Origin of the sequence: Streptomyces sp. NPDC058284, assembly GCF_042881135.1 — a bacterium.
Classification (GTDB): domain Bacteria; phylum Actinomycetota; class Actinomycetes; order Streptomycetales; family Streptomycetaceae; genus Streptomyces.
In genome coordinates this window covers 3,483-18,469 of sequence record NZ_JBHVYE010000005.1, presented here as the reverse complement: position 1 = coordinate 18,469, position 14,987 = coordinate 3,483, and the positions used below count along the sequence as shown (strand labels likewise).

General features: G+C 70.5%; 7 protein-coding genes. 2 read left to right on the top strand and 5 right to left on the bottom strand.

Features of this window, described 5'->3' with window-relative positions:
- The first annotated feature begins 821 nt into the window (after positions 1-821).
- Positions 822-2,894: a M4 family metallopeptidase gene (locus tag ACFVYR_RS09405; RefSeq protein WP_384249623.1), complete on the top strand. Its 2,073-nt coding sequence runs from the start codon at positions 822-824 to the stop codon at positions 2,892-2,894.
- Positions 2,895-3,223: 329 nt separating this feature from the next.
- A complete protein-coding gene (locus ACFVYR_RS09400; protein WP_384249621.1) occupies positions 3,224-4,843 on the top strand; it encodes a M4 family metallopeptidase in 1,620 nt (539 codons plus the stop codon).
- A gap of 98 nt (positions 4,844-4,941) precedes the next feature.
- On the opposite strand, the gene ACFVYR_RS09395 is transcribed toward ACFVYR_RS09400, so the two are convergent.
- From ACFVYR_RS09395 to ACFVYR_RS09375, 5 genes are all read right to left on the bottom strand, one after another.
- Positions 4,942-5,508: a hypothetical protein gene (locus ACFVYR_RS09395; protein ID WP_384249618.1), complete on the bottom strand. Its 567-nt coding sequence runs from the start codon at positions 5,506-5,508 to the stop codon at positions 4,942-4,944.
- Positions 5,509-5,514: 6 nt separating this feature from the next.
- Positions 5,515-6,072 carry a barstar family protein gene (locus ACFVYR_RS09390; protein ID WP_384249616.1) on the bottom strand — a complete coding sequence of 186 codons (558 nt, stop codon included), beginning with the start codon at positions 6,070-6,072 and terminating at the stop codon, positions 5,515-5,517.
- 7 nt (positions 6,073-6,079) lie between these two features.
- Positions 6,080-10,603: a DUF6531 domain-containing protein gene (locus tag ACFVYR_RS09385; protein WP_384249613.1), complete on the bottom strand. Its 4,524-nt coding sequence runs from the start codon at positions 10,601-10,603 to the stop codon at positions 6,080-6,082.
- Between the two features lie 126 nt (positions 10,604-10,729).
- Positions 10,730-13,354 (bottom strand): alpha-glucan family phosphorylase, encoded by a 2,625-nt coding sequence (glgP, locus tag ACFVYR_RS09380; RefSeq protein ID WP_384249611.1) that lies wholly within the window; start codon positions 13,352-13,354, stop codon positions 10,730-10,732.
- A gap of 105 nt (positions 13,355-13,459) precedes the next feature.
- On the bottom strand, positions 13,460-14,803 hold the full coding sequence (locus ACFVYR_RS09375) for a carboxylesterase/lipase family protein (protein WP_384249608.1): 1,344 nt from the start codon (positions 14,801-14,803) through the stop codon (positions 13,460-13,462).
- Positions 14,804-14,987 lie beyond the last annotated feature (184 nt).

Here is a 14,987-nt window from a genome sequence, read left to right as displayed (position 1 = left end):
GGAGGGTGAAGCGGCCGGACGGAGGTGTCACGGACGCACATTCCAACCTTCTCCACATCAACTCACGGTGATCAGAAGGGGCGGACCGGGACTGCTCACCCCATCGCGTCACAGGCATGGACCACCGGCGAAATACAGCCACGCGCCACCGATCACTGGCAGCGCTCCGCTTTCGAACAGTGTGCCGCACGGTGTCGTTGAGGTGGCGTGGCGGGTACGCCCGTGGAGAGGCGACGGGGCCGCCGGCGAGCGGGGCGGGCCCCGGCCGCCCGGCCGGGGCCGTGGGACAACGGGGAAGGGCCGCGGGCGACGCCCAGCAGCTGAGCCGGGCAGGGCACGGACCGGGGAGCCCAGGCCCCACCCGCGCGGGACCTCGCCGGACATCCGGCCCACCCGGCGTCCGGCCCACCGGGCGTTCAGTGCCTACGCGGGCCTCGGCCCAGCACGCCGGAGGGTCCCGCCGAAGGCCCGCTCCCGTCTCCCGCGAGCGCCCCCGCCCCCTCCCTTCAGGCCCCCCGACCGAACTCCGGATACCGAACGTGCCCCACCGGCCAACGGACTGATTCCGGCCAACTACTGATGCGCACCTGACAACTGGGGTCCTCTGGTGCCACTCTTCCCCTCGACCGTCGCACGGCTTTCAACAAGCCGACGGTTTCTTTTCACGCAGTACCCGTTGCGCATCGCCCGGTTCTTTCCGCGCAACGCCAGTACTGCTTGTGCACCGCCCAGTTCTGCGTTCCGCCTTGCTCTGCCCGGAGGGCGACCCAGCCATCCGGTAGTTCTGGCCGCGCACCCACGCGGCCGCGCAGAAGGAGTCCGTGTTGAGAAACACCTCCCACAGACCCACCTCCCACAGCCGTTCGGTCCGCACCCGTGCGACCGCCGTCGGCGCCCTCTCCGCAGTCGCCGCGCTCCTCGCCGTCGCCGTTCAGGCGGGCCCCGCCTCGGCCGACGACCCCGCGGCCAAGGCCGCGCCCGCCGCCCAGAAGCTCGGGAAGGTCGACCCCGGCGCCCTGGCCGTCAAGCTCTCCCCCGCCCAGCGCGCGGAGCTCATACGCGACGCCAACGCCACCAAGGCGGACACCGCCGAGCACCTGAAGCTGGGTGCCAAGGAGAAGCTCGTCGTCCGCGACGTCACCAAGGACCGCGACGGCACGGTCCACACCCGCTACGAGCGCACCTACGCGGGCCTGCCGGTCCTCGGCGGCGACCTGGTGGTCGACACGGCGAAGTCCGGGAAGACCGAGGGCGTCACCAAGGCCTCGAAGGCGCAGCTCAAGGGCGTCGACACCAGCGCCGCCGTCAAGGCGTCGGCCGCCGAGAAGCAGGCGCTCGGCGCCGCGAAGGCCGAGGGCTCGAAGAAGACCGACGCCGACCGGGCGCCCCGCAAGGTCGTGTGGGTGGCCAACGGCAAGCCGGTGCTCGCGTACGAGACCGTGGTCGGCGGCCTCCAGCACGACGGCACGCCGAACCAGCTGCACGTCGTCACGGACGCCACCACCGGCAAGAAGCTGTTCCAGTGGCAGGGCATCGAGAACGGCACCGGCAACACGCAGTACAGCGGCCAGGTCACCGTGGGCAGCGTCCAGTCGGGGTCGAACTACACGCTCACCGACTCCGGGCGCGGCAACCACAAGACGTACAACCTGAACCACGGCACGTCCGGCACCGGCACCCTCTTCTCGGGCCCGGACGACGTCTGGGGCAACGGCTCCCCGTCGAACGCCGAGACCGCGGGCGCGGACGCCGCCTACGGCGCCCAGCTCACCTGGGACTACTACAAGAACGTGCACGGCCGCAGCGGTATCCGCGGTGACGGCGTCGGCGCGTACTCCCGGGTGCACTACGGCAACAACTACGTCAACGCCTTCTGGGACGACAGCTGCTTCTGCATGACGTACGGCGACGGCTCGGGCAACTCCAAGCCGCTCACGTCCATCGACGTGGCCGCGCACGAGATGACGCACGGCGTCACGTCGGCGACCGGCAACATGACCTACAGCGGCGAGTCCGGCGGCCTGAACGAGGGTACGTCTGACATCTTCGCGGCGGCCGTGGAGTTCAACGCCAACAACCCGCAGGACAAGGGCGACTACCTCGTCGGCGAGAAGATCAACATCAACGGTGACGGCACCCCGCTGCGCTACATGGACAAGCCGAGCAAGGACGGCGCGTCCAAGGACTCGTGGTACTCGGGCATCGGCAACGTCGACGTGCACTACTCGTCCGGTGTCGCCAACCACTTCTACTACCTGCTGAGCGAGGGCAGCGGCAAGAAGGAGATCAACGGCGTCCAGTACGACTCGCCGACCTCCGACGGCCTGCCGGTGACCGGCATCGGCCGTGACAAGGCGTCGCTGATCTGGTTCAAGGCGCTCACCACGAAGTTCACCTCGACCACCAACTACGCCTCGGCCCGCACCGGGACGCTCGCGGCGGCCGGTGAGCTGTACGGCACCACCAGCCCGGAGTACAACGCCGTGGCGAACGCCTGGGCCGGCGTGAACGTCGGCGGCCGTCCCGGCGGCGACCCCGGCGGCGGCACGTCCTTCGAGAACACCACGGACGTCAGCATTCCGGACAACGGCCCCGCGGTCACCTCGACGGTCAACGTCACCGGACGCACCGGCAACGCGCCGAGCGCCCTGAAGGTCGGCGTCGACATCGTGCACACGTGGCGCGGTGACCTCCAGGTCGACCTGGTGGCGCCCGACGGGTCGGTCTACCCGCTGAAGCCGACCAGCGCCTCGGACTCCGCGGACAACGTCAAGGAGACCTACACGGTCAACGCCTCGTCCGAGGTGGCCAACGGCGCCTGGAAGCTGCGGGTTCAGGACAAGGCCGCGCAGGACACCGGCTACATCAACAGCTGGAAGGTCACCTTCCCGTAAACCCGCCTGAAGACGCCCGAGGACGCCATCGCGCGCCCGACGGTCCCCCTTCACGCAGCTCCGAGCAGAACGAACGCCGCCGCCCCGGGTCGATCAACTCCCCGGGGCGGCGCGCTCGTTCACGGCGTCACGCCGTTCACACCGTGTTCGCATTACGTATGTTGACCATCGCTCAACGGACGATTTCCGGCCAACATCCAGCCAAGGGCTGACATGTACCTGGCTCGAATGACACTCTTCCCTCGCACCACACAAGCACCATCCGCACCGCATCTTTCATGCCCGGGCAGTCCCCCATGCCTCCCGGGCCCCCCACAGAAGGAGCCTGCGTGACCCCCCACATATCCGTTAAGCGTTCGACCCTGGCCATAGCCACCGCCGTCGCGGCCGGCGCGCTGCTCACCGCCGGTCTGGCCACCGGTGCCTCGGCCGAGCCGGCCGCGCCCTCCGGCGCGCCCGCCGCCCTCTCCATCTCCGCCAAGGCGGGCCTCCTCAAGGACGCCGACGCGGGCAAGGCCGCCACCGCCGAGAAGATCGGCCTGGGCGCCAAGGAGAAGCTGGTCGTCCGCGACGTGGTCAAGGACCGCGACGGTACGGTCCACACCCGCTACGAGCGCACCTACGACGGTCTGCCCGTCCTCGGCGGCGACCTCGTCGTGCACACCGCGAAGAGCGGCAAGGTGAAGAGCGTCACGAAGGCCACCAAGGCGAGCGTGCGGGTCGCGTCCACCGACGCGAAGCTCGGCAAGGCATCGGTCGCCAAGTCCGCCGAGTCGGCAGCCGCCAAGGCCAGGACCGCCAAGGCCGACGCGCAGTCGCCCCGCAAGGTGATCTGGGCCGCCACCGGCAAGCCGGTCCTCGCCTACGAGACCGTCGTCACCGGCACGCAGAAGGACGGCACGCCCAGCAGACTCCACGTCGTCACGGACGCCGCGACGGGCAAGAAGCTCTTCCAGCACCAGGCCATCGAGAACGGCACCGGCAACAGCCAGTACAGCGGCAAGGTCGAGGTCGGCTCCAAGAAGGGCACGGGCGGCTTCGAGCTGACCGACGACACCCGCGGCGGCCACTCCACGGTCAACCTGTCGAACGGCGAGGGCGAGGGCAAGCTCTTCACGGACGACGACGACACGTGGGGCACCGGCAAGGCCGACGACCCGCAGACCGCCGCCGTCGACGCCGCGTACGGCGCCCAGGTCACCTGGGACTACTACAAGAACGTGCACGGCCGCGAGGGCATCAAGGGCGACGGCAAGGGCGCGACCTCCCGCGTCCACTACGGCAACAACTACGTCAACGCCTTCTGGGACGACAGCTGCTTCTGCATGACGTACGGCGACGGCGAGGGCAACAAGGCCCCCCTCACCTCGATCGACGTCGCCGCCCACGAGATGTCGCACGGCGTCACCTCGGCGACCGGCAACATGGAGTACAGCGGCGAGTCCGGCGGCCTCAACGAGGCCACCTCGGACATCTTCGGCTCCTCCGTCGAGTTCAACGCCAAGAGCCCCGAGGACATCGGCGACTACCTCATCGGCGAAGAGATCGACATCAACGGCGACGGCACCCCGCTGCGCTACATGGACAAGCCGAGCAAGGACGGCAGCTCCCTGGACAGCTGGAGCGCCGACGCAGGCAACGTCGACGTCCACTACTCCTCGGGCATCGCCAACCACTTCTTCTACCTGCTCTCCGAGGGCAGCGGCGCGAAGGAGATCAACGGCGTCAAGTACGACTCCCCGACCGCCGACGGCTCCAAGGTCGAGGGCATCGGCCGCGACAAGGCCGAGAAGATCTGGTTCAAGGCCCTGACGGCGTACTTCACGTCGACGACCGACTACAAGGCGGCCCGTGAGGGCACGCTGAAGGCGGCGACGGACCTGTACGGCGCGGACTCGGCCGAGGTCAAGGCCGTGGGCGCGGCCTGGACGGGCGTCGCGGTCAAGTAGGGACGCGCGACCGGCGGCACCCGGGGGTTCCTTCCTCCCCCGGGTGCCGCTTTTCCGTTCACTCCGCCTTGAGCCCGTTCACTCCGCCTTGAGCCCGTTCACTCCGCCTTGAGCTCACGGCTGTTGGCCCGGTTCTTCGCGATGTTGCGGGTCTTCTTGGTGCGGGCCGACTCGGCGACGACCGCGAGCGCCTCCGGCGACCTCGACCACTCGGCGAGGTGGCGCTGCATCCAGTCGGTGACCCCCGCCAGCTCGTCCGGCGTCGGCACGTGGCCGTCCCTCACGGACAAGTAGAGCAGCCAGTCGTGGATGCGGCGGCGGATGAACTCGCGGGAGCCCCCCGCCTCGAACCGGTCGATCTCCGGCAGCAGTTCGTCCGACCACCGCCGGAACTCGGCAGCCCCTGTCGCCTTCTCCGCGATCTCGTCCACGAAGGCGACGACCGCCGTCCTGGCCCCCATGCCGTTGGGGTCGCGCAGAATCGTGGCCACGATCGCGCGGTCCCGGTCCCGGTCCCGGCCGCGGCTCGGCGAGGAAGCGGTCGCCGAGACGACGCGCAGGTACGCGGAGGTCCGGGCATGGTCGTCCGCGACGGCCTCGTCGACGTCCACGTCGACGATGCCGGCCTGCGCCAGCAACTCGGCCACGTCGGAACGCAGGGTCACCGCTGCTCAGTGCCACTCGTCGGGATCAAGAGCAGCTGCCACGAACCCTTCGCCCCTCGTGACGATCAGATCGGGTTGCTCCACTCTGCGAGCGACCTTCTCCTGCATCTCCCGATCGAACTCGACAAACTCGAAAACGAAATGCTCGGCGATAGCAGGCCGGTCCAGGGGGCACCCGTCGAGATCCACTGCGGAATTGGCCCGGTCCGCCGCCAGGCACAGGACCGAAACGAAGTCGGGGAAATGCTCGGCTTCGAGCAGCCGGTCGTCCGTTCCCGTAATGACGCCTGCGATCCCGACCTGGCCACCCGTGACCGCGCCGCACAGATCATCCAGGCAGTCCACCATGGCATCCCAGTTCCGCCCGAAGTACCCGGGAAATTGGAGAGCTTCAGCGAATACCCGATAGACGCTCTGCTCGGTCATCAGGTCGGATGCGGCGAAGCGGTGGACGCGTCCGCCCTTCCCTTCGAGGGCGGTCATCTGCTGACGCACCTCGGCGGACCCCTCGGGGACGAAGATGACCCAAGGCTCCGAGGTGCCCGCGAGGTCGAATCCGGTCATGACTGCATCACCCTGTGAATTCACCGACGTAATAGAAAGTTCCGTAGTGGTCCGGTGTGTAATACGCGGGACCAGGGCCGTCTTTCGGAGTCAGGAGACGTTCGGGTCCCCTGATCTCTTTTCCGCAACCCGGCGCACTGCACCTCGGCAGATCGACCTTGGCGTTGACGTCCCATTCCTTGAACTTGCCGCCAGGCAGCTCGTTCTTCTTGTTGGCCCAGTTCTGGTTGCCATGGTACCCGTCGACTTTCCCGAGCCCGTCGGGCCGCCTGTTGACCTTATCCAGCATATCTTGCGCCTTCTTCGGTGCGGGGCCAGGAAGCAGGCCCAGGCCATCGGGGCTACCGGTGTCGCCGCCGTGCTGATGGCAGAGGGGCGCGAGGCCCAGCGGGTCGGACCAACTGTGGGGGTTGTGGACGTAGGTGACGGGGTTCGGCGCGGGGAGCAGGCCGAGGGGGTCGGGGCTGGTGTAGCGCGCGGTCTCCGGGTCGTAGTGCCGGTGGTGGTTGTAGTGAAGGCCCGTCTCCGGGTCGTGATACTGGCCGGGGAAGCGCAGGGGGGTGTACGCGGTCGCGTCGCGATTCCAGGCCGTGGTCCCCCAGAGTGTGGACCGGGTGTGCCAGGCCGTCTCGCCGTCCGGAGTGAGCAACTGGGTCGGGGTACCGACCAGATCGGTGATGATGGCGAAGAAGCGCTCGTCGATCACTTCTTGAGGCGCGTAGGCGGCCCAGACGCGTTCGGTCTGGCTCAGTGGCGAGAGCCCGTTGTGGTCCCAGGTGAGCGTGGTGTACCGGCCCGTGCCGCCCTGCTCGGTGGTCTGTTCACAGAGCGTGTTGCCGTCCCAGACAAAGATTGTCCGCTCCAGGACGTGCTCCCCGTCGACGCCGAGACGGAGCTTCGCCGTCCGCCGGCCCAAGGGGTCGTAGGTGTAGCGCCAGCGGCTGCCGTCCGGTGTGGTGACCGCGGTGAGGCGGTCCTCGGCATCCCACTCGTAGCGCCACACATCGGGCTTACGGGAGAGCCGGGTCTTACGGCGCACGACCACACGCCCCTGGGCATCGTGCTCGTAGTGCACGCCACCCGCCCGGGTCAGCCGCGTACCCACGTAGGTCCGGGGCCCGGTGGCCTCATGGCCGGGGTGTTTGGCGGGCCACTCCGCGTCGGTCTGGTTGCCCGCCGAGTCGTAGGCATAACGCTCGCTCCAGCCCGCCGCCCGCACCGCCGTGACGCGGCCCTGAGCGTCGAGGTCGAAGCTCCGGCGGCCGGTGCGGGAGTCATCGGTGCCGATGAGGTAGCCGTCGGGCCGGTAGGTGTAGGAGCGCGCCGCGATCGGCTGGTTCCCGGGCGCCGTGCTCTGTTGCGTGACGAGCCTGCCGAGGCTGTCGTAGCCGTGGGTGAAGGTGAGGGCCTGGTCGATGTGGCGCTGGACCTCGCGGTCGGCCGCGTCATGGGTGAAGTCGATGGTGTGGCCGGCTGTGGAGAGGCGGACGGCGCGTCCCGCGGCGTCGTACTCCCAGGTACTGCGGGCGCCGGAGGGCGTGGTGCGCAGGGTGCGGTTGCCCGCGGGGTCGTAGCCGAAGCGCATGGTCCGGCCGTCCACCGTCTCCGTGACGCGGCGGCCGACCGCGTCGAGTTCCACGTGCAGGCTGCTGCCCGGGCCGGTGGCACCGGTCAGGGAACCGGTCGCCGAGTAGGTGTAGGTGGTGACCGTCCCGTCCGCGTCCTTGGCCGTGATCTGCCCCAGCGGGTCCCGCCGGTAGCGGATCCGCTGACCGAGCCCGTTCGTCCGCTCGGAGAGCCGACCCGCCGCGTCGTAGGCGTACCTGGTGGTGCGCCCGTCGAAGTCGGTTTCGGAGAGCAGTTGTCCCGCCGCGTCGTAGGAGTAGTCCCAGGTCAGCCCCTGAGGATTAGTCACCCGGGTGAGGCGGAGGGCGGCGTCGTGCGTGAAGGAATACCGCTCCCCTCCCGGTTCGATACGCGCGCTCTGCCGGTCGAAGTGGGTGTACTCGAAGGTGCTCGCCCGGCCCATGGCGTCGAGGTGACGGACGCAGTTGCCCTCACCGTCGTACTCCCAGCTCTCGTACCCTCCGTCCGGATCGGTGCGTCGGGCCGGCAACCCCTCGACGGTCCAGTCGAGGCGGGTGCGGTGGCCGAGAGGGTCAGTCACCTCGGTCGTCAGGCCGAAGGGGTTGTACGCGTAGTGAGTGGTGTTGCCCAGGCTGTCCGTCACGGAAAGCGGCAGACCCGCGGCATTGTTCGTTTGGGTGGCAGTGCGGCCGGCGGCGTCCCGCGTCTCGGTGAAGCTGCCGTCCGGACCACGGAGGTATGTCGTGGTGGCGCCGGTGGGGTCGGTGATGGCCGTGACGTTTCCGCGCTCGTCGTTGGTGTACCGCCAGGAGGTGCCGTCAGGAAGGGTCAGTTCCGTGGGGAGGTACAGGTCGTCGTAGGCAATGCGCACGACGCTTCCGTCGGGTCGCGTCACCTGGACAGGCTGTCCCAGCTCGTTGTTCACGAAATCCGTGCGGTGACCGAGTTGGTCCGTCGTGGCCGAGACGTGCTGGTGGGAGTCGTACGTGGTGGTGACCGTGGCGCCCAGGGGGTCGGTCTCGGCGACCACCAGGCAGTCGTCGTCGACGACGACGCGGGAGCAGGCGCCCTCGGCCGTGGTGACCTCCGTGACGCGGCAGCCCGGCCAGGCGGGGTCGATTAGGTCGTAGGCGAAGTTGAACGCCTGGTGCCCGGCCATACCCCACTGGGCGACGCACCGGTCCTGGTCGTCGTAGATGTAGTGGTAACGGCTGTTGTTGGTGTCCTCCCACGAGGTGACGCGCAGCTGATCGTCGTAGGTGAACCGCAGTGGCAGGCCGGAGGAGTTGGTGACGGTGGTGAGGTTGCCGTCGGTGTAGCCGTACCGCTTGATCGGAATATCCATGCCGCCCGCGGGGCCGGCCAGGTCGAGGGCGGTGACGCGGTCACCCTCGACGGTCAGTCCGAGGTGGTAGCCGCCGGAGTGGCGCAGGGCGAGCGGCGTGCCGTCGGCGTCGTAGTCGATGTCGACCGTGTGGTGGTTCCGGCCGCTGATCCGGTGCAGGCGCGCCACATGACGGTCGTCGTCGGTGGGCTCGGCAAAGTGGCGGCTGTGACCGGTGATCGGCTCGTGGACGACGTAGCCACCGCCGACGAGGCGGGTCAGGGGCCAGCGCGGCCCGGACTCCGGAAGGACCGGAGTGTCCGGTCCTTCCGGGTGCGGATATGCGAGGAGCATGCCGTCCACTGTCACGAAGACGATGCCGTCCTCGTCGAGCTCCAGGCGCTGGTCGATCGTCGAGGTCCAGGTGGGGCCGAACCAGCCGCCGGACCGGTAGCCCGAGGCGACCCTGCGGGTGAAGAGCAGCGGCAGTGTGCCGGGCAAGGTGACGTCGGTCTCGTCCAGGAACATCTGCCCGGTGGCCGCGTCGACCGGGTCGCCGCAGCCCTTGATCTTGGACTTGACCCGGTTGTACGCGCCCTTCGCCCCGTCCTTGAGCGCCGTGCGCGCGGACTTGAACCCCTTCAGCCCGCCCTTGAGTCCCTTCAGACCCTTGCCGAGTTTGGCGGCGGTGGTGATGCCTTTGCCGCCGGGGATGCAGTCCATGGCGGCGAAGGCGACATCCATGAGGCTGGCCTGGCCTTTTGCGTATTTGCTCAAGGTGTCGGCAAGCACGATAGCGCCCGCGATGATGACGATCGCGGCGAGGATCGGACCGCCGACGATCATCGCGATCACACCCACGACCGCGACGACGACCTTGCACACGGCGACGATGGTGTCCCAGTTGTCGGAGACCCAGTCGCCGATCTCCTCCCACCAGTGCCGGTTCCGGATCCCCGCGTCGGACGCCTCGTCGATCTTCTTCTTCGCCGTCCCCGCGGCCTCCGCACGCATCTTGCGCGCGTCCTCGGCCATCTTCTTCGCCGCGTCCAGTGCGCTCTGCGCGGCGGAGACATCCGACTTCGCGGACTTCTGCGCCTTCTCCGCGGAGGTCGCGTTGCGGGTGGCGGCGCGCACCTTCTCCTCGTCCGGCTTGGGCACGTCCTTGCCCTTGGAGCCGCCCTCGTCCTTGTACTTGTCGGCCTCCTTGCCCGCCCTCTCCACCCAGGAGTCGGCCGAGGAGAGCCGGGACTTGGCCGAGGTGAGGTCGGCCTGCGCCTCTCGTCCCTTGGCCAGCGCCTTGTCGGCCAGGGACTGGGCGCGCTCCAGCTCGGGCCAGTACGCGGCCAGCGCGTCGCCCGCCATCGAGTAGCTCTTCTGGAGCTTCTTCAGCTTGCTCGGGGCGTCCTCGAACTTCTCCGTGAACGCGTCCGCGGTCTTGCCCACCCACTTCAGGATGGCCTCGTCGCCCGCCATCCCCTTGATGTCCCGCAACACCCGCCCGACATCATCGGAGAAATCGTGCAGGTTCTTCGCCAGCGAACGCACCCGGTGCGGATCACCCGGCGTCGGATCCTTCTCCAGATCCAGGACATGCCAGTCGGTCGGCCGGTACGACATCGTTCATTCCCCCGTGCTGATAAAAGTCGCGCGCCCACAGCCATAGCTCCTGGTGGGGCGAGGGCTTCATGGGGGACATGACAATACCCATGCGCGGATTGGTTCCACGGGACCGCCCGGCACCTCTCACCGCATGAGAACCCCCGCCTCCTCCCCCGTCGCCTCGGACGGCACCGCGACAAGCCCCAGCTCCGCGCCACCCGCCAGCAGCCGGTGCGCCGGAAGAATCCGCACCGTGTAGCCGAACGGCCCCGTGCGGTCCAGGGCGAGCGGCCCCTCGTACACCCGCCGCCCCTCCCCGTCCGGCCCGCTCGCCGGTTTCAACGGCACCGGCGCGGCGTCCGCGATGTGGTCCTCCGGATCGACGCGCCCCGCGAGCACCTGCACCTCCACGTCGTCCGGGGTCAGCTCGCCCAGATGGACACGGACCCGCAGCGAGAGGGTCGCGCCCAGTTCCGCCGTGGCGCCGATCGCCGACGCCTCCACGTGGTCGACGGCCACCCGCGGCCAGGCGGCGCGGACCCGGGCCTTCCAGGCGGCCAGTTCCCCGGCGGACGTGGCGTCCAGCGTGCGGTGGGCGCGCGCGGCGGGGACGTACAGCTTCTCGACGTACTCGCGCACCATGCGGCCCGCGAGGACCTTCGGGCCGAGCCGGGTCAGGGTGCGGCGGACCATCTCGATCCAGCGGTCGGGCAGGCCGCCGGGGCCCTGTTCGTAGAAGCGGGGCGCGATGCGGCGCTCCAGGAGGTCGTAGAGCGCGGCGGCCTCCAGGTCGTCGCGGCGGTCCTCGTCGGTGGCGGCGCCGTCCGCGGTCGGGATGGCCCAGCCGAAGTCCGGCTCGAACCATTCGTCCCACCAGCCGTCGAGGACGGAGAGGTTGAGGCAGCCGTTCAGGGCCGCCTTCATGCCGCTCGTGCCGCATGCCTCGAGGGGGCGCAGCGGATTGTTCAGCCACACGTCGCAGCCGGGGTAGAGCTTCTGCGCCATCGCCATGCCGTAGTCCGGCAGGAACACGATGTGCGGGCGCACCCGCGGGTCGTCGGTGAACCTGACCAGCTCCTGGATGAGCCGCTTGCCGCCGTCGTCCGCCGGGTGCGCCTTGCCCGCGACGACGATCTGCACCGGCCGCTCGGGGTGGCGAAGCAGCTCCATGAGGCGGTCGCGGTCGCGCAGCATCAGCGTGAGCCGTTTGTACGAGGGGACGCGGCGGGCGAAGCCGATGGTGAGGACGTCCGGGTCGAGCACCCCGTCGATCCAGCCCAACTCGGCGGTGGCGGCGCCGCGCTGCCGCCACGAGTCGTGCAGGCGCCGCCTGACCTCGTGGACCAGCTGTTCGCGCAGGGTGCGGCGCAGCTCCCAGATGTCGGCGTCCTGGATGTCGGCGACCGCGTCCCAGCGGTCGGAGCCGCCGACGGAGAGCGCGTCCTCGGTGCGCCGCTCGCCGATCTGGCGGGCGCCGAGCCTGAAGACCTCGGGGGCCACCCAGGTCGGGGCGTGCACGCCGTTGGTGACGGAGGCGATCGGCACCTCGTCGGCGTCGAATCCGGGCCAGAGCCCCGCGAACATCTCCCGGCTGACCGCGCCGTGCAGGGTGCTCACGCCGTTGGCGCGGCTGCCGAGCCGCAGGCCCATCACCGCCATGTTGAAGAGGTTGGGCTCGCCGCCCGGGTAGGTCTCCATGCCGAGCCGCAGGACGTCCGCCGCGTCGAGGCGGGGCAGTTCGGCGCCGGGGCCGAAGTGGCGCGCGACCAGCTCGCGGTCGAAGCGGTCGATGCCGGCCGGGACGGGGGTGTGGGTGGTGAAGACGGTGCCGGCCCGGACGGCTTCGAGGGCGGCGTCGAACTCGACTCCTTCCAGGGCGAGTTCGTGGATGCGCTCCAGGCCGAGGAAGCCCGCGTGGCCCTCGTTCGTGTGGAAGACCTCGGGCTCGGGGTGGCCGGTCAGGCGGCAGTACGCCCGGACGGCGCGCACCCCTCCGATGCCGAGCAGCATCTCCTGGAGCAGCCGGTGCTCGCTGCCGCCGCCGTAGAGCCGGTCGGTCACGTCGCGCTCGCCGGGGCCGTTCTCCTCGACGTCGGAGTCGAGCATGAGCAGCGGTACGCGCCCGACCTGGGCCTGCCAGATGTGCGCGCGCAGCGAGCGCCCGCCGGGCAGGGCGAGCGCGACGGTGGTGGGCGTGCCGTCGGGCTCGTGCAGCAGGGCGAGGGGCAGCTCGTTCGGGTCGAGCACCGGGTAGTGCTCCTGCTGCCAGGCGTCCCGGGACAGCGTCTGGCGGAAGTAGCCGTGCCGGTAGAGCAGCCCGACGCCGATGAGCGGGGCGCCGAGGTCGCTCGCGGCCTTCAGGTGGTCGCCCGCGAGGATGCCGAGGCCGCCCGAGTACTGCGGCAGGGCGGCCGTGATGCCGAACTCGGGCGAGAAGTAGGCGACGGCGCGTGGCAGGGGTTCGCTGCGGGCCCGCTCCTGGTACCAGCGCTCCCCGGTGACGTACTCGCGCAGCTCCTCGGCGGCCTCGTCGAGCCGCCGCAGGTACTCCGGGTCCTCGGCGAGCGCGGCGAGCCGGGCGGCGGGCACGCCGCCGAGGAGGCGCACGGGGTCGCAGCCGGAGGCCTCCCAGAGCCGGGGGTCGACGGCCTGGAAGAGGTCACGGGTGCGCGGGTGCCAGGACCAGCGCAGGTTGCGGGCGAGATCGGCCAGCTGGGTGAGGGGCTCGGGCAGGACGGGTCGTACGGTGAATCGACGGATTGCCTTCACGGTCTCCACCTTCGTACGGCGTGTACGTGCGCGTGAGCGTGTCGACGGCTCGCATCGACGGTAGCCGGGTGCCGCCCTCCTCAACCACGGCGCACGGGGAGCACATCAGTCGGAGCGGGCCTCCCGGACCGCCCGCAGCGGGTCGTCGGCGAGGCGCGGCTCGGCGTCCCAGACGCGGACGGCGCGCCGTCCCTGCGTGTAGCGCGGCCACGCTCCGCCGGGGTCGAGATCGCGGACGAAGGCGACGTACGCCCCGTGCATCGCGTCGGCGAGCGGCTGGGGCGGCGTGTCGCCCGCCGCCGCGGTGACGCCGTCGGCGCCGAGCAGGTCGAAGGCGAAGGGCAGATCCAGGCAGTGGAAGGCGAGCCCGTGGGCGGGTCCTGGCACGGGTGAGGGCCAGGCGAACTCGTACAGCCAAACGGGGTATCCGCGGGCGGCGCGTGCCTCGGCCACCGCGAGGTTCGGCCGGCGGAAGACGAGGTCGGTCAGCTCCTGGCCGCCGAACGCGTCGAACTCGTGCCGGGTGAAGCCGAGCAGCAGCGGCACGTCCGCCGCGAGGTCGCCCTCGGTGAGCTCGGTGCGGGCGGAGCGCGGCAGCAGATCGCCGTCGGCGAAGGGGGCGAGCAGCAGGCCGGGCAGCTCCGCGCGGTCGGGTCCCGGCGCGCTCACGGCGTCCTGGAGGGCGAGGAGCTCGGTGTCCGACGCGTCGCGCAGGGCCGCCGCGGTGGCGGGGCGGCCGGTGCGCCGGGTGAAGAGCTCGGAGACCGCGATGCCCGCCCACCGCTCCTGCGGCTCCATCATCGCCCCTGACATGGCGAGGGCGGCGCGGAACAGGCCGCGGGCGGCGGGTGTGGCGAGGAGTGTCTGGACGGCGCCGCCGCCCGCCGACTGGCCGGCGACCGTGACCTTGGCGGGGTCTCCGCCGAACGCCGCGATGTTGTCCCGCACCCACTCCAGGGCGGCGATCCAGTCGCGCACTCCACGGTTGTCGGGGGCATCGGCCAGATGGAGGAAGCCCTCGATGCCGAGCCGGTAGCCGAGCGAGACGAGGACGACGCCGTCACGGCTGAACGCGTCCCCGTCGTACCAGGGGCTCGCCGCGGATCCGGCGACGTATCCGCCGCCGTGGATCCAGACCAGGACGGGGAGCGCCGCTGCCGGGTCCGCGGCGGGCGTGAAGACGTTGAGGTTGAGGGTGCCGGGGCCGGGCACCGACGGCTCGGGGATCGTGGCGCCCGCGCCGAAGCCGCGGCGCTGCGCGGTCGGCCCGTACGCGGTGGCGTCCAGCGGCTCGGTCCACGGCGCGGGCGCCACCGGCGGCGCGAAGCGCAGCCCGCCCACGGGCGGCGCGGCGTACGGGATGCCGAGGAACCGCAGCCCGTGCGCGCGCCGCTCGCCGCGCACGGGGCCGTGGACCGTGGTGACGGCCGGGCTCGGACGGTCGGTCATGGCGTCACTCGACACCACATTCGCGTGGCGGCGCAACGGCCGCGGCTCGGCCGCCGCCGGCAGACGCCTCTGCGTGGTGTGGCGGGCTGGCCGGTGCGGCCCGCGGGAGGAGAGCTTGCTCTCAGGGGCGCGGAGAACTGCGCGAACAACCACCGACAGCCCGCACCCGCAGGCGTGCCGCCAC

Excerpts from the sequence above, each read along its gene's own strand:
- ACFVYR_RS09390 (WP_384249616.1), bottom strand. The coding sequence starts at position 6,072 with ATGACCGGATTCGACCTCGCGGGCACCTCGGAGCCTTGGGTCATCTTC.
- ACFVYR_RS09385 (WP_384249613.1), bottom strand. The coding sequence starts at position 10,603 with ATGTCGTACCGGCCGACCGACTGGCATGTCCTGGATCTGGAGAAGGAT.
- ACFVYR_RS09375 (WP_384249608.1), bottom strand. The coding sequence starts at position 14,803 with ATGACCGACCGTCCGAGCCCGGCCGTCACCACGGTCCACGGCCCCGTG.